Here is a 20,611-nt window from a genome sequence, read left to right as displayed (position 1 = left end):
TTAACTTGAGATAGCTTTCTTTTTATTTAACAATAGATTCTTTGTAGTCACACTCTTCGTTACTACAGATAACTTGCTTGCCGCCACCACGGACTTTCTTCTCAACGAGATAATCGCCTGATTTAGGACAGTTACGTCCAACAGGGATATCCCACGACGTAAATTCACAGTCAGGGTAGCGATCACAGCCATAAAAGACACGATTTCGTTTTGTCTTACGCTCGATGACCTGACCTTTACCACAGGTTGGACAAGTAACGCCAATTTCTTTGGTTATGGCCTTAGTATTGTGACAGTCTGGGAAGTTACTACATGCGTAGAACTTACCGTATCGACCAAGTTTGATGACCATTGGGTGACCACAGAGGTCACAATCAAAACCGGCAGGCTCATCCTTAATTTGGATTTTTTCAATACCTTCTTCAGCTTTTTCCAATTCTTTTTGGAATGGTTTGAAGAATTCATCAATAACCTTTTGCCACTGTTCCTTACCGATTTCGACTTTATCGAGTTTTCCTTCCATCTCGGCAGTGAATTTAACATCCACGATGTCTGGGAAGAATTCGACGATTAAGCTATTAACGATTTCACCAAGTTCTGTTGGTTCAAAACGTTTAGCTACTAATTTAACATAGTAACGACGTTGAATAACATCAAGTGTCGGTGCATAAGTTGACGGACGACCAACACCATTTTCTTCCAGCGTCTTAATCAGAGTCGCTTCAGAATAGCGGGCAGGTGGTTGCGTGAAGTGTTGTTCAGGCGTTGTCACAACCTTCTTAACCGTATCACCTTCTGCCATATCAGGAAGCATTTTATTCTTATCAGAGTCGTTGTAAACGGCCATATAACCATCGAACTTGATTTGGCTACCATTTGCAGTGAAAATGACTCCGTTTTGAGACAAGGTCACCTTCATCGTATCAAATACTGCAGCTGTCATTTGACTCGCTACAAAACGATTCCATATAAGAGTATAAAGCTTGAGCTGATCCTTATCCAAATACTTAGCAATGCTTTCTGGTGTTTGGAAAACATTTGACGGACGGATAGCCTCATGGGCATCTTGTGCTCCCGAACTATTTTTCACCTTGCTGCCATGTTTTGAATACTTAGAACCAAAGCGTTCTGTAATAAATTCAGCAGCCTGGTTTTGAGCAACTGGACTGATACGTGTTGAGTCCGTACGCATATAAGTAATCAAACCTTGAGCGCCTGAACCCAGATTAATTCCTTCATACAACTGTTGGGCAACCATCATGGTCTTACGTGTACGGAAGTTAATCTTATTGGCAGCATCCTGTTGAAGAGATGAGGTTGTATATGGCAATGGCGCATTACGACGACGTTCTTTTTTCTCTACTTTATCTACGTTAAAATCATCACTTATGATACGAGAGAGAACGGCTTGAACATCATCATTATTGTTGAGCTTAAGCTTTTTACCATCCAAACCATAGAAGCTAGCCTGAAACTTCTTAGCACCCTTCTTAAAAGCACCATCAATAGTCCAGTATTCTTCTGGTTTAAAGGCCTTAATTTCATTTTCACGGTCGATAATGAGCTTAAGAGCTACTGATTGTACACGACCTGCAGAAAGACCTTTCTTAACCTTCTTCCATAGAAGCGGTGAAATAGAATAACCCACAATACGGTCCAAGACACGACGAGCTTGTTGAGCATCTACCAAGTCCATGTCAATGGCGCGTGGCTCTACAAAGGCATTTTTTACCGCATCTTTAGTGATTTCGTTAAAAACGACACGATTCTTATCATCTGGCTCTAATCCAAGAATATGTGACAAATGCCATGAAATGGCTTCCCCTTCACGGTCCGGGTCACTTGCGAGAAAGACTTGCTTGGCTTTTTTAGCTTCTTTCTTCAATTCATTGATAAGAGGTCCCTTACCTCGAATATTAATGTACTGAGGTTCGTAGTTGTTTTCAAAATCAATCGACATACTTGATTTTTTCAAATCACGGATATGCCCAACAGAGGCTACAACTTTATAGTTGCGGCCAAGATACTTCTCAATCGTTTTCGCTTTAGCAGGAGACTCCACGATGACCAAATTTTTCTTTGGTGTCGCTCTCTTTTTAGTCGCCTTTTTGGCTGTCGTTTTCTTTGTTGTTTTAGTTTTCGTTTTTGTTGTCGTTGCTGTCGCCATAGACTATTTCCTTATAATGTTATAAACTGGCTGCGCCACTCATCTGTGTAAAATCTAGTCACAAGACATTAAAAAATGAAACATCTTGGACCGAGCAACTAACATGATACCTTCCTTTTCTTTAACTGTCAATAAAAAACTTTATCTCTATAGGAGAACTTTGATTTTTAAGAAAACTCTGAAAGGATGTCAAACCCTGTCGTAATGCACTTTGCGCCCTCTTGAATTAAGTGATGGCATCCGTCTGATTTTCCATCTAAAATATTTCCTGGAATAGCAAAAACATCTCTACCTTCTTCCATGGCACGCTCACAAGTAATCAGACTTCCTGAGCGAAGTTTTGCTTCTACGACCATAACTCCTTGACACAATCCAGAAATAATCCGATTGCGTTCAGGAAAGTGGTACTTAAGCGGCTGTTCACCCGGTCCATATTCAGAAAGAACTAAATGATTTTTAGCCATATAGTCCTGCAAAGCTTTATTTTCTTTAGGATAATAAACATCAAGTCCAGTCCCGATAACTGCAATAGTGTTCCCCCTATTTTTCAAGGCCTCCATATGCGCACAAGTATCAATCCCACGCGCCAATCCACTCACAATAGTAAAGTGATTACCAAGTTCACTAACAATTTTGCGAACAGACTGTTTGCCTGTTTCAGAACACTTTCTTGCCCCAACAACAGCTAGCTTTGGTTTACTCAGTAAATCAAGATTCCCCTGATAATAAAGGAGGACAGGAGGATTATAGGTATGCTTCAGCTCAATGGGATATTCTTTATCAAAAATCGATAACGTAGGAAAACGGTCGAATTGTTCTTTGAGTTGCTTAATATCTAAACTCTTGTATTTTTCCATAAAAAGAACGGCATTTTTAGACTTGGATACCACTGCCATATCACGTAAACTCAATTTTCTATCTTGAGTCTTTTGATAGTCCAAAATATTTAAGATATTCAAATTCGTCAACCCAGCGGCTTTAAGTTTAAAAAGTTCAAAATTATTCATATAGATACCTCCTTTTCATTATTCGTAACAGAAAAGAAAAAAGCTCCATTATGGAACTTTCCGTGATTACAAATCATTTTCAGAAGCAAAATAAGACGCCGCGCCTAGTAGGTTACTATCGTTATGGAAATGACAGGCTTGAATAGTTATGGGCTCAAAACCTAATTCAGGCTTATCCTTAAATAACTCCTCATAGGCATCACTTATTCCTTCTATTAAAGTGCCTTGCCTACTGATACCACCACCGATAACAACTTTCTCCAGCCTAAAGAAGCTCTGCAAATTTAGCACAAGAACAGCAATTTCATGACAATAGTCTTTAAATAAAAGATTTAGGTCTTCCGATTGATTTCCCTCTATAGCTGAGAATACGGCTGGACCATCGTCTTGATTTAACCCAAGTAATTGACTGGCTTCATGAACAAAGCCAACTGCAGAACCCTTATTATCGACAAGGCTTACTAAGCCATGCATAAACAATTCCCACTGGAAGGGCAGAGAGGTTTGACTCATGCTTTGGGGACTTGGAGCTCGCAGATATTGGGTGACTGACAGAGGTGATAGCAAGTCCTCCTGTGAGACAAGTCCTAAACCAACACCCGTACCTAAAACCAAGGCTGCCCCACAATCTAAGTCTTGTAGACTTCCATATCTGGCTTCAGCCAAGGCTGCCGCGTCAGCATCATTGATAACCTTTACAGGCAGTCGAAATGTTTTAGTCAATCGTGACCCAAGTGGAATAGCCGTTAAATAAGGGATAAGACCGCCCTTAAAAATGAAGCCACGTTTACTATTTATTTCGCCAGGGCACGCAATGGCAATACCAGAAATGATATCCTTGTGAGACGATACAATATGTTCTAAAGTCAACCAAAAGTCGTCTAACGTTGTTGGCGTTAACACTTTAGATTGATTGCTAATCTTAAAATCATCATCAACTAACCCAAACTTGATAAAGGTTCCTCCAATATCAATAGCTAAAATCACGCCACTTCACCTACTTTTTATTATTGACTTTATTGGTTCGAAACTTCTTCTATGAATTGGAGTAACACCAAAGTTATCTATGCCAGACAGATGATCCTTAGTACCATAGCCTGCATTTTTGGCAAATGCGTAACCAGGAAACTCCTGGTCATAATCAGCCATCATCTTATCACGGGTTACCTTTGCTACGATAGAAGCTGCCGCAATTGATAAAGAATTAGCATCCCCTTTTATAATTGATGTTTGTCCTATTGGTAGGTCCAAAGTCATGGCATCAATTAACAAATGTTCTGGTTTGGAACTAAGTTTTTCAATAGCATCAGCCATAGCAAGCTTGGTTGCTTCATAAATATTGACATCGTCAATCACATGATTGTCCTTTATACCAATCCCGACGGCTACCGCTTCCTTCATGACCTGCGTATAAATAGCTTCATGTTTTGATTTTGGTATTTTTTTACTATCATTAAGACCTTTTATTTTGCAAAGCTTTGGTAAGATAACCGCTGCAGCTACCACTGGCCCAGCCAAAGGGCCACGTCCAACTTCATCAACACCTGCAATGAGTTCAACTCCCTGAGCATAAAGCGATTTTTCATAACTGAGCATCATCTCTAAGCGTTCTTCCTCAGCAATCTCAGCTAGGATAGCTTTACGGCGTTGCTTAATGGCAGTCTGTACACCAGCCCGACTATCTTCCTCAAAACTGGCCCATCGGTGGTCGTCAAGATCTGTCAAAGTGGCCAATTGCTCTTTGACTTCTTTAATTGTCGCCATCAGTATCGACCTCAACAATATCAAGTGTGTAACGACCTAGTTTTCCATCACGAACTTCTTTGACAAATAGATTATAGAAACGGTCATAATCTTCACGGAAGCCAAGTTTTCGAGTCATTTCCATAATGATTTCTGGCGCCTCTTCTTCAAGTTCAATCCCTTTAAAGCGTTCTTCTAAACGTTCAGGATAGTAAGTTTTAAAATAGTTAAGGCCAAAAATCGTAACTTCATCCATTGGCAAAAGCTGGTCCTTGATAGCTCCGGTCAAAGCAAGCTTCAAGCCGACCAATTCATCTTCAAACTTAGGCCACAAAATCCCAGGAGTATCCAGAATTTCCAAGTCCTTATTAGACTTCAACCACTGTTGACCTTTTGTCACACCAGGTTTATTTCCTACAACGGCAATTTTTTTACCAGCCAAACGATTCATCAAGGTAGATTTCCCTGCATTTGGAATCCCAATAATCATAGTTCGCAAGGTCTCTTTCTGAATACCACGTTCACGAAGTCGTTGAATCTTGTCAGCCATAAGACTCTTAGCAGCATCTGTCACCAATTTAACTGTAGATTGTTCCTTGGAATTGATGGCCAAGGTTTTAATCCCTTGACCCTCAAAATAGCTACGCCACTCTTTTGTACGATTACTATCAGCAAGGTCAGCCTTATTGAGAATTAAAAGTTTTGGTTTATCGCCAACAATTTTAGTTAGCATGGGATTTTGACTTGACAGTGGCAAACGTGCATCCACTAAAATTGTTACAAAATCAACATGCTTAAGATTTTCCTGAACTTGTCGACGAGCTTTGGACATGTGACCAGGAAACCATTGAATAGTAGCCATGTATATCTCTCCTCATTATCTTCTTAGTAAAATATGATTTAAACTCTTTAAAAAAAGCCAAAGACTTGGCTTTACTTTACTTATATTATATCAGATTTAGTTTAAGATGCCCAATCGATAAAAGTTGACTAAGCCTCAACAGGCATAAAGTTACCTACAATTTTACCGATGATTCGGGGATCTTCGTCATAGGGTGCAAACTTATCACCATAACGTTTATTAAGAGAAACTAAACGTAGCCCATCTTCCTCGCGATAAACTTTTTTAATATAGGTTTGCCCATCCCAGTCTACAGCATAAACAGCTCCATCATAATCAAAACCTGTTTGTTTGATTAGCACTACTTCACCATTTAGGTAGGTAGGTTCCATAGAGTCTCCAAAAACCCATGACGCAAAATCATGATCCAATTCTTCATCATAGAAAACTTCATCATAATTGCCATCACCAAAGTAAGTGTAACCAGTTCCGGCTGATAAACGCTCGAAAACTTTGTATGAGTAAAGCGGAATAACAGGTGCTTTTTGCTTTTCTGCTTCTTGCTCTTCTAGGAGAGCCTTAGTGAGTCGCAAAGCTTCTTGGCGATTTTCCTCATTTAATTCCAAGTAGACTTCTACAATCTCATGTTCAGACAGAAAATAGGTCTCAGCTACACCAAAAAGTTCAGCCAAAACCGATAGGTTCTTTTGATTTGGTTTCGTCTTACCATTTTCCCAATTAAAATAAGAGGAGCGTGAAATTCCTAGATGCTTAGCTACTGATGCTTGGCTCATTCCTTGTGCTTCTCGAATTTCCTTAAGTCTTTGTCCTGAAAACATGGCTACCTCCGTAAGTTAATAAACTAACATAAGTTTATCAAAAAAAGCAGTTGTTTTCAAGTGAAACTAACTACTTTTACATTTCTCTTTTATCTCATTCTTTAACTAAAAATCCTAGATGGTTAAGTGCCTCTTCAATATAATCTATATCTTGCTCACTATCTGCTTCGACAAGATGGTAATGAACACCGTTTGTCAAATCAGATAAGGGGTGAAAGTCATTTGACGAGGCTTGGTCTAAAAAATGACTAACATCTCGACGACAAGTCAATTTCAACAAAGTCTGAATTTCTCCATAAACTGGATGATCTATCATGATATTTTGAATACGGCCTCCATTATCAACAATAGCCAAAAGCTCATCCTCCATATCGGACACTTTATGATTCACCTTAAATAGTCGATGTACATAAGAATTGTCATCGCTACTTTTATAGATATATCCCCTATTAGTTGAAATAATCTGGGCACCGTCTGCACGCAAGAGGGCAATATCTTGAACAATGATTTGACGTGTCACACCAAAATGCTCCGCCAAACTCTGTCCATTCATTGACTCTTTAGCTCCCTTTAAGAGTGCCAATAATTCTTGTTTTCGATTTGAAGCCATAGACCAACCATCCCTCTTTCAATTAGCGTATTTTTCGAATACTTTTGAAAATCGTTAATGCTATAACATAGTCTATCATACTATGGACAATAGTGCCAAAACCAACTAAAACAAAGAGAACATAGAACAGTTTTTGGAAATCCTCTCCTGTTACGGAATAAAAAATCACGCAAGCAAGAACTTCACCTATGGCATGGATAAGACCTAAAACAAAGTTGAAAAGTAATGATGATTTATGGTTTTCTATCGTTTGTGGAAATTTTTTCAAATAGAGTGCGCCTAAAAAGCCAAATATAATATGTGAAAAGGCCCTAAAAACAACCACAATCGGATAGCCAGCCATAAAGTATCCCAAACTAGAAGCTAAGATAACAAAAGCAGTTACCCAGGGAGATATAAACATGGCTAGAAATATTGGAACATGACTCCCCAAAGTATACGAAGCCGGTGGGATGATTAGTTTAATTGGCATGATACTTGGGATAAGGATAGCAATTGCAGTTAATAAAGCTGCAAAGGTCATTTCTTGAATTCTCTTTTTCGGTTTCATAATCTACTCCTTTTTATTGTATATACATTAGTATATTACAGTGTATAGTTATATAAGTCAATGTTTTTCAGAAAAAAACACTAGAGCATAATGCCCTAGCGTTCTATGTTTCTTATTTACGTTTTTTCTTAGCTTTTTTCATCTTATTAGCTTGACGCTTCATCGCATGTTTCATGGCAAATGAACCAACCTTACCTTTAAGGCCACCACCAAGCATTTGGCTAAGATCCATATTCCCAAGATCCGGCATACCAGCGCCACCCATCATGCCTTCAAGAGCAGACATGTCCATATTACCCATATCCGGCATATTTGGCATGTTTTTTGGCAGATTATTTGGGTTAAGACCCATTTGACGCATCATTTGCTCCATATCACCAGACATAACACCTTGCATCATTTGTTTGGCTTGGTTGAAGTCTTTAATAAACTTGTTTACTTCGATGAAGGTATTCCCTGAACCATTGGCAATACGGCGACGACGACTTGGTGTCAAAAGATCTGGATTTTCACGTTCTTCAGGTGTCATAGATGATACGATGGCACGTTTGCGAGCAATTTGTTTCTCATCTACTTTAACATTAGCCAAGGCTGGATTGTTAGCCATACCTGGCAACATCTTGAGCAAATCCTCCATTGGACCCATATTTTGTACCTGGTCTAATTGGTCGATGAAGTCATTGAAGTCAAAAGTGTTTTCACGCATCTTTTCAGCCAACTCAAGAGATTTTTTCTCATCATACTCTTGAGAAGCTTTTTCGATAAGGGTAAGAAGGTCACCCATACCCAAAATACGACTTGACATACGGTCTGGGTGGAAAGTCTCGATATCCGTAATTTTCTCACCAGTACCCGTAAATTTGATTGGCTTGCCTGTAATCTCACGAATAGAAAGAGCTGCACCACCACGTGTGTCCCCATCAATTTTTGTAAGAACAACACCAGTGATATCTAGCTGTTCGTTGAACTCCTTGGCAACGTTAGCAGCTTCCTGACCAATCATGCTATCCACAACCAAGAGAATTTCGTTTGGATGAGCAAAATCCTTAATATCATGCAACTCTTGCATGAGAGTCTCGTCAATCTGCAAACGACCAGCCGTATCAATCAAGACATAGTCATTCTTATTGGCACGCGCTTGTTCCAAACCATTTTTGACAATCTCAACTGCTGGTATCTCTGTTCCCATATCAAAAACAGGAACATTGATTTGTTGCCCCAAAGTTTTCAATTGATCAATGGCTGCTGGACGATAGATGTCCGCCGCAATCATCATTGGACGGGCTTCTTGTTCCTTGATCAACTTATTAGCCAATTTACCAGCAAAGGTTGTCTTACCAGCCCCTTGGAGACCAACCATCATAATGATTGTTGGAATCTTTGGAGATTTCTCAATTTCAGATGTTTCAGACCCAAGAATCTCTGTCAATTCTTCATTAACAATCTTGATAATTTGTTGTGAAGCATCAAGAGTATCAATGATTTCGTGACCTACAGCACGTTCACGAACACGTTTGATAAATGTCTTAACGACTGGTAGCGCTACGTCTGCTTCAAGAAGTGCCAAACGAATCTCTTTAGTGACTTCTTGAACTTCTTTCTCTGAAAGTTTTCCTTTACGTCTTAAATTTTTGAAAACGCCTTGCAAGCGTTCCGTTAAGCTTTCAAAAGCCATATATCATTTCCTCTCTTACTTTCTGCTTGAATCTAATCTCTATTATCAATGCTGCTGAGCACAGCAATTTGTTCCTGGAGGTAGCTATCGTCTGGGTATTTTTCCATGATATCATCAAAAATTTGGCTACGGACGATGTAATCTGAATACATATGTAATTTCATCTCGTAAGCTTCTAAAATCTTCTCAGTACGCTTGATGTTATCATATACTGCCTGGCGACTCACACCAAATTCCTCGGCAATTTCTGCCAAACTGTAATCATCCGCATAATAGAGCTCAATATAGTTCATCTGCTTATCTGTTAACAGTGCAGCATAGAACTCAAAAAGGGCATTCATGCGATTGGTTTTTTCAATTTCCATAAGCTCCATTTTACCATAAAATCATGGTGTTAGCACGATTCTTGTGCAGAAAAAAGCAGTGACTTCTAATTATTCTCCAAATAAAATTCAAAACGGTCACCAACATAGTAACTTCGTACATATTCGAAAGCCTGACCGTCTTGGAGGAAGGAAATTTGTGTCAGACTCAGGAGAGCATCACCAGTCTTAACCTTGAGGTGCTTGGCTAGACTACTATTGGCCAAACTAGCTGATATGGTCTGCTGACTTTTCCCTATTTCATAGCCGTTATCAGTTAAGGTCTTGAAGAAATGTTCGGTAATTTCTGATTCCTTAAAACCTCGGATAATTTTCTCAGGGATACTGGCAATCTCATAGGCAACTGGAAGATCATCCGCAAAACGAACACGTTCCATACGAATGACATAAGACTGTGGTAAGACACCTAAATTCTTGATTTCAAATTCATTGGGATGCACACGTTTATATGAAATAAGCTCACTAGACGGTTTCTTGCCTTGGGATTTAACAATCTCTGTGAAACTCGTGGTTCCACGCATCTTTTCCTTAACTCGACTGCTGGCCACAAAAGTACCACTGCCTGGTTTACGTTCTAAAATACCCTCGTCTACTAAAAGTGTTATGGCCTGACGCACAGTCATACGACTCACATCAAAAGTGTCGCAAAGATCCCGCTCGCTAGGGAGACGTTGCCCGATTTTCCAAGTGCCATCATCAACATCTGCCTTAATCTTATCATGTATGCGAATATATGCTGGTAGCATCTAATACCCCCTTCTTTACCCCTATTTTACAAAAAAACTAATAGAATTGTAAAGGTGACGACAAGACTTACAGTTCATCGTATAAATCTAGGTGCTAAGTCCTTAAAATTGTGATACAATGATTGCATAAGAGTCCATGTGTGACGTAAAAAGAAAGGGTAATAATGACTGACATTTCTACTTTGAATGATGTGCAGAAAATCATTGTTCTAGACTATGGTAGCCAATACAATCAGCTGATTGCACGTCGTATTCGTGAATTTGGCGTTTTCTCTGAATTGAAGAGCCATAAAATTACCGCTGATGAAGTCCGTGCCATCGATCCTATCGGTATCGTACTTTCAGGTGGTCCTAACTCTGTTTATGCCGAAGATGCATTTGGTATTGACGAAGAAATTTTTGAACTTGGTATTCCAATTCTTGGTATCTGTTACGGAATGCAACTGTTGACCCACAAACTTGGTGGTAAAGTTGTTCCTGCTGGTGAAGCTGGTAACCGTGAGTATGGCCAATCAACACTTCGCCTTCGTGCCCAATCAGAACTCTTTGCAGGGACTCCTGAAGAACAAGTCGTTCTTATGAGCCACGGTGATGCTGTTACAGAAATTCCAGAAGGTTTCCATCTTGTTGGTGACTCAGTAGATTGCCCATTCGCCGCAATGGAAAATACTGAGAAAAACTTCTACGGTATCCAATTCCACCCAGAAGTTCGTCACTCTGTATATGGTAACGATATCTTGAAAAACTTCGCTTTCGGTATCTGTGGTGCTAAAGGTGACTGGTCAATGGCTAACTTCGTAGATATGCAAATTGCACAAATCCGTGAAACAGTTGGTGACCGTAAAGTCCTTCTTGGACTCTCAGGTGGAGTTGATTCATCTGTTGTTGGTGTCCTTTTGCAAAAAGCTATCGGAGATCAATTGACATGTATCTTCGTTGACCACGGTCTTCTCCGTAAAGGTGAAGGTGACCAAGTTATGGAGATGCTTGGAGGTAAATTTGGCCTTAACATTATCCGTGTTGATGCTTCTAAACGCTTCCTAGACCTCTTGGCTGGTGTTGATGATCCTGAGAAAAAACGTAAAATCATCGGTAACGAGTTTGTTTACGTCTTTGATGACGAAGCAAGCAAACTTAAAGGTGTAGACTTCTTAGCTCAAGGAACACTCTACACTGATATTATTGAATCAGGTACTGAGACAGCTCAAACAATCAAATCTCACCACAATGTTGGTGGTCTTCCAGAAGACATGCAGTTTGAATTGATTGAACCACTCAACACCCTCTTCAAAGATGAAGTTCGTGCCCTTGGTACTGAAATGGGAATGCCTGATGAAGTTGTCTGGCGTCAACCTTTCCCAGGACCAGGACTTGCCATCCGTGTTATGGGTGAAATCACTGAAGAAAAACTTGAAACTGTTCGTGAGTCTGATGCTATCCTTCGTGAAGAAATTGCCAAAGCTGGTCTTGATCGTGATGTATGGCAATACTTCACTGTTAACACAGGCGTTCGCTCTGTCGGTGTTATGGGTGATGGCCGTACTTATGACTACACTATCGCTATTCGTGCTATCACTTCAATCGACGGTATGACAGCTGACTTTGCGAAACTTCCATGGGAAGTTCTTCAAAAGATTTCTGTTCGAATCGTTAACGAAGTTGACCACGTTAACCGTATCGTCTACGATATTACAAGTAAACCACCTGCAACTGTAGAGTGGGAGTAAAATATAAACCTAATTTAAAGTGACTTGATTGATTTAACAGCATTTTGAATTGTTTTAAAACGCTAAAATCTAATTAATTATATTTGGTTCCCTACCAAATACCCCACCAGAATTTCTTTCTGGTGGGGATTTTTTATATCTTAATTACAAAAATAAACCAATAAGCAATGTTATGGAGTCAGAAAAATTTTTCCTTTAAGATGGGAGTAGCTCATAGTTTTGCCTCGGGTTCTGTTTGTGTGGTTACTTACGGTTTACACCTATGAAACGCTATGAGTTTTTTTGTTACACTATATTTTACAATTTATCAAATAAACAAAACCATCTTGCTTATGCTTACAGCTCTATCATTTAATAGTTGTTTGACCAATCTTATATCTTCTAGCAAGATAATCAAAGACTTCTCTTCGTTTAGATAGAGTTAAACTACTTATAGTTTTTCTTCAACAGATTTTGGACTTTTTTTGCGGTGCAGTTCACTTCTAGTGAATTTTTGTTTTTTTACTGTCCACTATAAGGGGAGTATATCACCTTCACCATCTCAGAGGATAGAAATTAAAAGAAGATTTCAATAGAAAAAGGACTCTGCATTGAAAAAGAATCCTTAATTTCTTATAATCCCATCAAATAATTTCTTCAAATTCCAAAAACTCACCACTGGAAAGACGAGTCCTGAGTAGAATAAGAGCACGGTGTTTAGAAAATCTACCAAGACTGAAATCCGTTGGAAACGGATGGTCAGTCGAATCATGACAAGATAATAGCCAAGGAAAATCAGGAAACCAATCAGTACTACGAGCAGTCCTTGGAAACTGATGACCTTCAAAGAAAAATGAGTTGGTAAGCTCTGATGAATCAAAAGTAAAGCAATCCAGAAAATCAAAGACAACCAAACAAAGTAAACCACTGCTCGTTGCAGGTAAATTCTATACACTGATTGCAAAGCATACTGAATGCCAAAGGATTGTCCCGACCGAATCTCGTACTCCAACTCTTCATTGCCCAAGGAGACCACATGGGTCAAGATGAAATAATAATAGAAATAGGACAACTGAAAGTCAGAATTTCCCCTCAAAAGGCTATAAAATCCAAGAATGAAAATGACGTGGTAGAGGGTGTCAAACAGGGTATCCGCCCAGCGTCTCCTGCGAAAGAGATAAAATCGCTTCACTTCATTATACATGGAACAAACTCCCCTTCTTTTTGGCATAGGTCAAACAAGTTTGAAAGCACAAGTAGCCCAAGAGCCAGTAAAATAAACCGTAGCCCAATAATAATAAAAGAACGAACCAACTTGGCTGACGGATAAAACTCACCAAGAGATGAAAAGGCAAGAAACGAGATAAAGTAGCAATCAAATGACTCGATTGATCCTCAAAACCAACCAAAAAGAGAAGCCCGTAAGCAAGGAGGCTAGTAATACTGGAAATTTTTGTAAAGACAAAGGAAAAACTGGCAAAGAGAAAGCCCAGACCATAAAGGGATACAATGACCACGAAGGACAGAAAAAAGGTAACAAAAGTATCGACCCAGTCACTAGGAAAGGCTATCTGCTGAACCAAGGTAACCAAACAAAATAAAGGAATAGCCTTGACCAAGTCCAACAAAATCTGCACAATAATTTTGATAAAAAGCATGCCAAAGATGCTCCTCCGACTCTGAATCACGTTGATAATGGTGCGGTCTGCAATCTCATCTTCAATAAAATAGGTCGGATGAGTGATACTGTGGCTAGAAAAATACCAAGTAAAAAGCAAGATAAACAGCTCAAAAGTATCTTGCTGACTGTCAAAATAGTTCAAAAAACCCGTAACCAGAAAGAAAATTCCCAGATTGGCAAAGAGAAGATTGACTTTGAACTGTTTGTATTCACTGAGTTGGCGACTAAACTCTCGCCCAATCGCTGCTAGCATCATTTTAGCACCTCATACAGCAAATCTTCCAAAGAAGCAGGTTCTCGGGTGAACTGCAAGACTTCCGTTTCTTCTAGCAATATCCGATAAAGATCTGGATTTCTGGTCTCTACCGAAATCCCATCATCAAGCACCTTGTAGTCCAGCTCAGGAAAGCTTTGTCTCAGTACACTTTCTGCACTCTTATCTAGAAGCAAGTGATAGACTTCATGCTGGTGGACATTGCCAAAAATCTCCTCAAAGGTTCCTTCACGATAGAGCCGCCCCTCCTGAATCAGCACCAGCCTAGTGCTGACCTTCTCGATAAAACTAGCGTCATGACTGGTGATGAAGATACTAGCTTGATGGTAACAAGCATAATCCTGCAAAAGAGTTGTCAGCTGTTTTTTTGCCAGCAAATCTAGCCCATTGGTCGGCTCATCCAAACAGAGTACTTTCGGTTTTTGCACTAAGGCTAAGATTAAGGTCAATTTCTGACGGTTGCCCTGGGACAATTCTGAAACCAGCGTGTCCTTATAAGGGGTGAAAGCCAGCTGGTCACACAAGATATCCACTTCTGCCTTGATATGAGAAAAGGCAATCCCATTCAAGCCTAGAAAATATTGGAGATTTTCCATAGCTGTCAAATAACTGTACAATCCCTGCCCACTCTCCAAGACAAACTTGACCAGCGAGTGGATTTTCTTGGAGTGATTAGAAACGCCATGGACACGAACCTCACCCTTATCCTGCAAAAAGATCCCTGCCAAGAGCTTGATAAAAGTCGACTTACCGGCACCATTGCCACCAACGATGGAGAAGATTTCACCTGACTTCGCTTGAAAATCAGGAATGTCTAACACGACCTTCTTGTGAAAACTCTTTTGAACTTGTGAAAATGTTATGTCAGTCATTTAAAATAACCCCTAGATTTAGAAGATTCCCTTTAATTTGTTCAATTATTTTTTCAATATCTATATTTTCAGTATTATATCGTTGCTTTAAAGCATCTTGACAACTTTTCTTATTTCTTATGCTTTCTAAAAAATGAAAATATATTTCAGATACTTCATATAGTTCGCCACTAGAATTATTATATAGTATTGTCTTTTTATCTCCTTGAAAATTAGGCTCAAAACGAATAAACAACACTTTATTATTTATATGCGTGTAAACTACACCTCATATCATAATCCTTATTAGACACATTCGCCAGAGCATAACAGCCTCCGCCACAAAATTTATATAGTGAACAGGATTTACATTTAGTATTTTTGCTCCAATTTGTATGGTTTAGTTCTTCTACTCCAGAATACCATACTTCATCAAAGTCATTATTCAGTAAATTCCCCATTTTATGTTTTTCATCGTGCAAAAACGGGCAAGGATAAACATCGCGATGCATATCTATCTCAAACTATGTATTTTGTGCTGGACAATATACGTTTTTATGAAATTATAAACCAACAAAAACACCATCGATATATTTGTATCGATGGTGTTTCTCTACTAGACCACTTTCAAAAAATGATTTAAGTGACTTATACCACACCACTCTTAAATAATCACGATAATATTGAGTGAGATATTCTTACTTAGTGAAATCCAATACTTTACGTCCTTGGATTTGTCCTTTTTCCATTTGACCAAAGACTTCTACTGCTGTATCAACAGGAACAGTTTCAACAACTGGTACCACCAAGCCTTGTGCGCCAAAGTCGAAGGCTTCTTCCAAATCCTTACGTGTACCTACAAGAGATCCAACAACACGAATACCATCTAGAACTGTTTTAACAATTGAAAGTTCCATGTATTCAGATGGTAGACCAACGGCAACAACTGTACCACCGGCACGTACACTATCGACAGCCTGGTTGAAGGCAACCTTAGAAACAGCTGTGACAACAGCACTGTGTGTACCACCAGTTTTTTCTTGGATATAGCCTGCTACATCTTCAACTTCTTTACCGTTCACCACTAAATCAGCGCCAAATTCTTTAGCCAAATCAAGTTTATCTTGGTTGATATCAACAGCCACTACTCGTGCATTGAAAACCTTCTTAGCATATTGAATAGCCAAGTTACCTAGTCCTCCAGCACCATAAATAGCTACCCATTGACCAGGTTCAACTTTAGCTTCTTTAATAGCTTTATATGTTGTAACTCCCGCACAAGTAATAGATGAAGCTTGAGCTGGATTAAGTCCTTCTGGAACCTTCACAGCATAGTCAGCAGTAACCAAAGCATAGTCACTCATACCACCATCAACACTATAACCAGCATTTTTTACAGAACGACAGAGTGTTTCACGACCAGTTGTACAATATTCACAATGACCACATCCTTCGAAGAACCAAGCGATTGATACGCGATCACCTTTTTTAAGTGTTTCAACCCCTTCGCCAACTTCTTCAACAATACCAATTCCTTCGTGTCCTAAGATACGACCTGGTACTTGGCCAAAGTCTCCATGAGCTACATGAAGGTCAGTATGGCAAACGCCACAGTACTCAACTTTAACCAAAGCTTGACCATGACCAACTACTGCTGGTTTTTCATGATCAACAACTTCAACACCTGTACTTGCTTGATTAACAACAACTGCTCTCATCTTAATTACCTCCATATGATAACTTTTAACACCTTCATTATAGCACTTACAGAGACAATGTCAACGCTTACATAAAAGTTTTCTTAGCTTGCGAAAACTTTCTTGAAAACACTCTATACAAGTGGAATTGCTACTATTTCTGCTGCTGATATTACTTTGTTTCAATCATTTCCAAGATACCTATACTGTCTCACAAGCGTCTTGGAATCCGATAGACTGACTTCAAAATGGAAATAATGATTGCGTCCATCTCTGGCATTCTCTTTATTTAATAAAAAATAATTCTTTTGACTGATAGCCATCTCCCTCATAATATCATCCGTCAAAAAGGTTAAGGGAATATCCATGGCAGAATAACGATAAAAGTCTTCTTCAAATTTTAAATAGCTATCAGAAAAATAGTCAATTTGAAGTTTATCATCATAAATTTTTCTCTTCCTCATCTATGTTTTCAACCCCCAAACTAATTTCTAATATATCCTTTGTTCGAATACATTTATGTCGCTTGCAAGATTTTATAGTAACTTGAGTAAAGTCCAAGTCAACCACATAGCCACTACATCTACAGCGCCTACCTTGATCCTTTATCTGGAAACTTCCCAATAATTGACCTGAATAAAGCTGGTTTAATAAAGTAAACTTCTCTAAATCATCCAAATGACTCCTAAGATTTTCTTTAGTCTTATCTTCATGTAGGGAACTTGTATGTTCTGATAAGAAAAAGCCCATCCACTTCATCATTCCCCTATCTTGATGTTCCCTAGCTGATTGAAAGGGAAGGTAACTACGGTCTATCATTTTAAGCCATCTAATCCTCCAGCAGAGTGTCCACCAATAAGCTTACTTCGAGCAAGACTCCTAGATGCCTCCTGTAAAGCAGTTGCTTTTTGAATGGTCGTAAAGCCAAATTCCTGTCGAATACTATCTATAGCTGCCTGGAGTCTTTCTTCTTTATCAATGTCATCTGGGTCATCAAATAAAGAAAGAATCTGAAGCCTTTCATCTACAAAATTTGCATAAGAGACACTGACACTTCGAACAGCCCCTCCTTGATATTTCTTCCTAAAGAGTTCAATGACATGACTTATTAGTACTCTTGTATTATTAGCAGGTTCAATCTTCATCTGTGCTTGTAGCGAACGCTTGCCCTCTAACTTTGAAAATCCAATACTAATGGAAACTTGACAAGCTTTCTTATGGGCTCGTCTTAACCTAATAGCTACCTGTTCCGCCATCTCTCTTAGAATCAATTCAATATCAGCTTGACGCTCATAGTCTCGTGGCAAGATTTGGGAATTTCCTAAGCCATGTGACTTTGGTTTATAAGGTTTATGAACATTACTTTCATCGATACCGTTGGCATGAAAAAAGAGGTCTAAGCCCACAATACCTAACTCCTTTTTAAGAGTATCAGGATTGCTATTAGCAAGTTCTCGAATAGAGAAAATCCCCAACTTGTTTAAACGCTTCTCCATCCGCTTTCCAATCCCCCAAAAATCGGTCATATGGGGAATATTCCAAACCTTAGTCTCGACATCTTCATAGGACCAGTTGGCTCTCATAGTAGCCGTATGTTTGGCCTCATTATCAAGAGCTAACTTGGCCAATAAGGGATTGCTGTTAGACATCCCAACTGTCGAGTAAATACCTGTCTCCCTCCAAATATCTCTTTGAATACGCCCTGAAATCATATCTAACTTATCTTTTCTTGTAACTGTTCTATCGGGAATAAAGTAATTCAGTGACGACGTGAGATCAATGAAACCCTCATCAATGGAATAAGGAAGAATGTCTTCAACACTGGCATAATTCTGGAAAATGTGTTGAATCTGGATATTCTTTTTTATATAGAGGTCCATTCTAGGAGGAACGATAAAGGTAACCTTGGCCCAAGATTCGATGTAATCTACAAAATCTCTATCCGTTGGAAGTCCCTGCTTTTTGGCATTATAATAATGAAACTTACGAGAATGAATGTCAAAAGGTAAGTCATAAGAACGACTAACATTTGACTTGCCAAAAACCTGCTTAAATATGGGCGAGGAGGCTAGTATCAAACCATTAGCATTTTCAGCCCTACTCATCACACATAGAGACGTCTTAAGAGGGTGCAGCCCACGTTCAACACACTCCACACTCGCATAGAAAGATTTCATATCTACAAAAGCAATATCACTTTGCGGTTCTCTTGAATAATCAAAATATCCCATGCTTGCCCTTTCGTTAGTTTATAAACTAACATCAGTGTAAAATATAACTTGTTTTATTTCAAGTATTTTCCACAAAAAAATAACAACATCCCTTCTAGAATGTTGTTATCCTTCTATTTTTTCCCTTTAACTTGGTCGGTGGCAACATCTTCACCAAACCATTTGTCAGAAATCTTTTGGAATTCTCCATTTTTATAAAGGGTTCTAAATCCTTGATTAATTTTTTTGATCAGTGTCTTATCTGCCTTACGAGCACCTACAGCAAAGCTTTCACCCTCGTAACCAGCAGGCATAACGTTATACTGATCCAGAACCCCTGATTTTTCTAAGTAGTAATTAGCATACACACGGTCAATCAATAGGCCGTCAATACGTCCACTATCAAGGTCAATCAAGGCCTGAGTAAAGGTCGAATATTGGACTGCTTTTTGGTTGGCGACGATATCCTTCAAAATCTTCGGTGAAGCATTGAAAGCATCATAACCGGAAGAGCCTGCTTGGGCACCTAAGGTCTTACCTGCCATTCCTGCAACAGAATCAATTCCCGAAGACTTTTTGGTTACCAGTACTTGTTCATTGACCATATAAGGCACTGTAAAGTCTGCAGACTGCTTACGCTCATCCGTGACCGAGTAACCATTCCAAATGAGGTCAATTGTCCCATTCTTCAGTTCTGTTTCTTTCATATCCCAGTCAATAGCCTGCCATTCGACATCGATACCATACAATTTAAAAACTGCAGTAGCAAGATCAATATCAAAACCAACATAGCTACCATCCTTTTCCTCATATCCCATAGGAACAAAGGTCGCATCAAAACCAATTTTGATTTTCTTTTCTTTGGTATAGGTTTGCCACTGGTCTTTCTGAGTTGCAAAATGTGAGCGCGAGCTACAAGCTGATAGCGCAAACAAAGGCAAAATGACAAGACAGCCTAGCAAAATCGTTTTTACTATTTTTTTCATGGAAAATCCTCACTATTTTGGATTGATAGTGACAATCTCATCGGCGATGTGCTGTGCAAACTGCATATCGTGAGTGATAACGATTTGCGTAATCCCAGTCTCACGATTCTGCAAAATCAATTTCTCTACTTCTTGACGCAACTCAGGGTCAAGAGCTGATGTTGGTTCATCATAGCCGACAATTTTCGGATCAATCATCATAGCACGCGCAAATGCAACACGTTGTTTTTGCCCCCCAGAAAGAGAGTAAGGATAAGCATTTCCGTGAGCTCCCAGACCTAAACGGTCAAGTAGGGCTTGAGCTTTTTTCTGGGCATCTTCCTTAGACATTCCCATCGTCTTAATTGGCGAAAGTGTTAGGTTGTCTAAGACTGTCAGGTGCGGAAACAGTTGGAAATCTTGGAAGACAAAACCTAGCAAGTTACGACTTTCCATCTGATCCAAAGGAATCTCTTCATTTTCATAAATAATTTGCCCTGAATCAATGGTTTCAAGTCCTGCTAGCATACGCAAGAGAGTCGTTTTACCACCACCAGATGGTCCGACAATAGCTAAGATTTTCCCTTCTTCGACAGTTAGGTTATAGTTATCAAAGATTTTGTGTTGACCAAATTGCTTGGAAATATTTTTTAATTCTAACATAAG

General features: G+C 39.2%; 23 protein-coding genes. 1 reads left to right on the top strand and 22 read right to left on the bottom strand.

Annotated elements, in window-relative coordinates; genetic code table 11:
* Nucleotides 1-22: 22 nt before the first annotated feature.
* The 11 genes from topA to HMPREF2979_RS08130 all read right to left on the bottom strand — a co-directional run bounded on the left by topA (nucleotide 23) and on the right by HMPREF2979_RS08130 (nucleotide 10,561).
* The gene (gene topA, locus HMPREF2979_RS08180; protein ID WP_070656116.1) at nucleotides 23-2,167 is read right to left on the bottom strand and encodes a type I DNA topoisomerase; all 2,145 of its coding nucleotides are present in this window, start codon (nucleotides 2,165-2,167) and stop codon (nucleotides 23-25) included.
* Nucleotides 2,168-2,334: 167 nt separating this feature from the next.
* Nucleotides 2,335-3,174 carry a DNA-processing protein DprA gene (gene dprA, locus HMPREF2979_RS08175; protein WP_070656114.1) on the bottom strand — a complete coding sequence of 280 codons (840 nt, stop codon included), beginning with the start codon at nucleotides 3,172-3,174 and terminating at the stop codon, nucleotides 2,335-2,337.
* Between the two features lie 66 nt (nucleotides 3,175-3,240).
* The gene (locus tag HMPREF2979_RS08170) at nucleotides 3,241-4,161 is read right to left on the bottom strand and encodes an ROK family protein (protein WP_070656112.1); all 921 of its coding nucleotides are present in this window, start codon (nucleotides 4,159-4,161) and stop codon (nucleotides 3,241-3,243) included.
* Nucleotides 4,162-4,167: 6 nt separating this feature from the next.
* A complete protein-coding gene (locus HMPREF2979_RS08165) occupies nucleotides 4,168-4,938 on the bottom strand; it encodes a ribonuclease HII (RefSeq protein ID WP_070656109.1) in 771 nt (256 codons plus the stop codon).
* On the bottom strand, nucleotides 4,925-5,779 hold the full coding sequence (gene ylqF / locus HMPREF2979_RS08160; RefSeq protein WP_070656107.1) for a ribosome biogenesis GTPase YlqF: 855 nt from the start codon (nucleotides 5,777-5,779) through the stop codon (nucleotides 4,925-4,927). The genes HMPREF2979_RS08165 and ylqF overlap by 14 nt, the downstream gene beginning before the upstream one ends.
* A gap of 128 nt (nucleotides 5,780-5,907) precedes the next feature.
* A complete protein-coding gene (locus HMPREF2979_RS08155; protein WP_002883906.1) occupies nucleotides 5,908-6,597 on the bottom strand; it encodes an XRE family transcriptional regulator in 690 nt (229 codons plus the stop codon).
* Between the two features lie 94 nt (nucleotides 6,598-6,691).
* A complete protein-coding gene (locus HMPREF2979_RS08150; RefSeq protein WP_070656104.1) occupies nucleotides 6,692-7,207 on the bottom strand; it encodes a transcription repressor NadR in 516 nt (171 codons plus the stop codon).
* Nucleotides 7,208-7,229: 22 nt separating this feature from the next.
* Complete coding sequence (locus HMPREF2979_RS08145; RefSeq protein WP_002883896.1) at nucleotides 7,230-7,757, bottom strand: ECF transporter S component; 528 nt, start codon at nucleotides 7,755-7,757, stop codon at nucleotides 7,230-7,232.
* Nucleotides 7,758-7,869: 112 nt separating this feature from the next.
* Nucleotides 7,870-9,432, bottom strand: coding sequence for a signal recognition particle protein (gene ffh / locus HMPREF2979_RS08140; RefSeq protein WP_014634568.1), 1,563 nt, complete (start codon nucleotides 9,430-9,432; stop codon nucleotides 7,870-7,872).
* A 32-nt stretch (nucleotides 9,433-9,464) separates the two neighbouring features.
* A complete protein-coding gene (locus HMPREF2979_RS08135) occupies nucleotides 9,465-9,797 on the bottom strand; it encodes a putative DNA-binding protein (protein WP_002883908.1) in 333 nt (110 codons plus the stop codon).
* A 65-nt stretch (nucleotides 9,798-9,862) separates the two neighbouring features.
* A complete protein-coding gene (locus tag HMPREF2979_RS08130) occupies nucleotides 9,863-10,561 on the bottom strand; it encodes a GntR family transcriptional regulator (RefSeq protein WP_002883912.1) in 699 nt (232 codons plus the stop codon).
* A 164-nt stretch (nucleotides 10,562-10,725) separates the two neighbouring features.
* On the opposite strand from HMPREF2979_RS08130, the gene guaA reads away from it, so the two are divergent.
* Nucleotides 10,726-12,288: a glutamine-hydrolyzing GMP synthase gene (gene guaA / locus HMPREF2979_RS08125; RefSeq protein ID WP_002883901.1), complete on the top strand. Its 1,563-nt coding sequence runs from the start codon at nucleotides 10,726-10,728 to the stop codon at nucleotides 12,286-12,288.
* Nucleotides 12,289-12,892: 604 nt separating this feature from the next.
* Here guaA and HMPREF2979_RS08120 read toward each other — a convergent pair.
* The 11 genes from HMPREF2979_RS08120 to HMPREF2979_RS08075 form a co-directional block, all read right to left on the bottom strand.
* Nucleotides 12,893-13,471 carry a hypothetical protein gene (locus tag HMPREF2979_RS08120; protein WP_022496604.1) on the bottom strand — a complete coding sequence of 193 codons (579 nt, stop codon included), beginning with the start codon at nucleotides 13,469-13,471 and terminating at the stop codon, nucleotides 12,893-12,895.
* Nucleotides 13,464-14,204, bottom strand: a complete 741-nt coding sequence (locus HMPREF2979_RS08115) for an ABC transporter (RefSeq protein WP_070656102.1) — start codon at nucleotides 14,202-14,204, stop codon at nucleotides 13,464-13,466. The genes HMPREF2979_RS08120 and HMPREF2979_RS08115 overlap by 8 nt, the downstream gene beginning before the upstream one ends.
* Nucleotides 14,201-15,094, bottom strand: coding sequence for an ABC transporter ATP-binding protein (locus HMPREF2979_RS08110; protein WP_070656100.1), 894 nt, complete (start codon nucleotides 15,092-15,094; stop codon nucleotides 14,201-14,203). Before HMPREF2979_RS08110 ends, HMPREF2979_RS08115 begins: the two co-directional genes overlap by 4 nt.
* Nucleotides 15,087-15,332 carry a phosphoglycerate mutase gene (locus HMPREF2979_RS08105; protein WP_261787315.1) on the bottom strand — a complete coding sequence of 82 codons (246 nt, stop codon included), beginning with the start codon at nucleotides 15,330-15,332 and terminating at the stop codon, nucleotides 15,087-15,089. Before HMPREF2979_RS08105 ends, HMPREF2979_RS08110 begins: the two co-directional genes overlap by 8 nt.
* 4 nt (nucleotides 15,333-15,336) lie before the next feature.
* The gene (locus HMPREF2979_RS10150; protein WP_083312378.1) at nucleotides 15,337-15,585 is read right to left on the bottom strand and encodes an SPASM domain-containing protein; all 249 of its coding nucleotides are present in this window, start codon (nucleotides 15,583-15,585) and stop codon (nucleotides 15,337-15,339) included.
* Between the two features lie 186 nt (nucleotides 15,586-15,771).
* The gene (gene adhP / locus HMPREF2979_RS08100; protein ID WP_070656097.1) at nucleotides 15,772-16,791 is read right to left on the bottom strand and encodes an alcohol dehydrogenase AdhP; all 1,020 of its coding nucleotides are present in this window, start codon (nucleotides 16,789-16,791) and stop codon (nucleotides 15,772-15,774) included.
* A gap of 161 nt (nucleotides 16,792-16,952) precedes the next feature.
* Nucleotides 16,953-17,234, bottom strand: coding sequence for a DUF5960 family protein (locus tag HMPREF2979_RS08095; protein ID WP_070656094.1), 282 nt, complete (start codon nucleotides 17,232-17,234; stop codon nucleotides 16,953-16,955).
* Nucleotides 17,212-17,589, bottom strand: a complete 378-nt coding sequence (locus HMPREF2979_RS08090) for a hypothetical protein (RefSeq protein WP_049545387.1) — start codon at nucleotides 17,587-17,589, stop codon at nucleotides 17,212-17,214. The genes HMPREF2979_RS08095 and HMPREF2979_RS08090 overlap by 23 nt, the downstream gene beginning before the upstream one ends.
* The gene (locus tag HMPREF2979_RS08085) at nucleotides 17,586-19,001 is read right to left on the bottom strand and encodes a Y-family DNA polymerase (protein WP_070656092.1); all 1,416 of its coding nucleotides are present in this window, start codon (nucleotides 18,999-19,001) and stop codon (nucleotides 17,586-17,588) included. Before HMPREF2979_RS08085 ends, HMPREF2979_RS08090 begins: the two co-directional genes overlap by 4 nt.
* A 113-nt stretch (nucleotides 19,002-19,114) precedes the next feature.
* The gene (locus tag HMPREF2979_RS08080; RefSeq protein ID WP_021144064.1) at nucleotides 19,115-19,966 is read right to left on the bottom strand and encodes an amino acid ABC transporter substrate-binding protein; all 852 of its coding nucleotides are present in this window, start codon (nucleotides 19,964-19,966) and stop codon (nucleotides 19,115-19,117) included.
* Between the two features lie 12 nt (nucleotides 19,967-19,978).
* Nucleotides 19,979-20,608, bottom strand: coding sequence for an amino acid ABC transporter ATP-binding protein (locus tag HMPREF2979_RS08075; protein ID WP_002891086.1), 630 nt, complete (start codon nucleotides 20,606-20,608; stop codon nucleotides 19,979-19,981).
* Nucleotides 20,609-20,611 lie beyond the last annotated feature (3 nt).

Source organism: Streptococcus sp. HMSC078H12, from assembly GCF_001814615.1.
GTDB classification, from domain to species: domain Bacteria; phylum Bacillota; class Bacilli; order Lactobacillales; family Streptococcaceae; genus Streptococcus; species Streptococcus salivarius_F.
The sequence above is the reverse complement of the archived record's forward strand: the minus strand, read 5'-3'. Positions and strand labels throughout refer to the sequence as shown.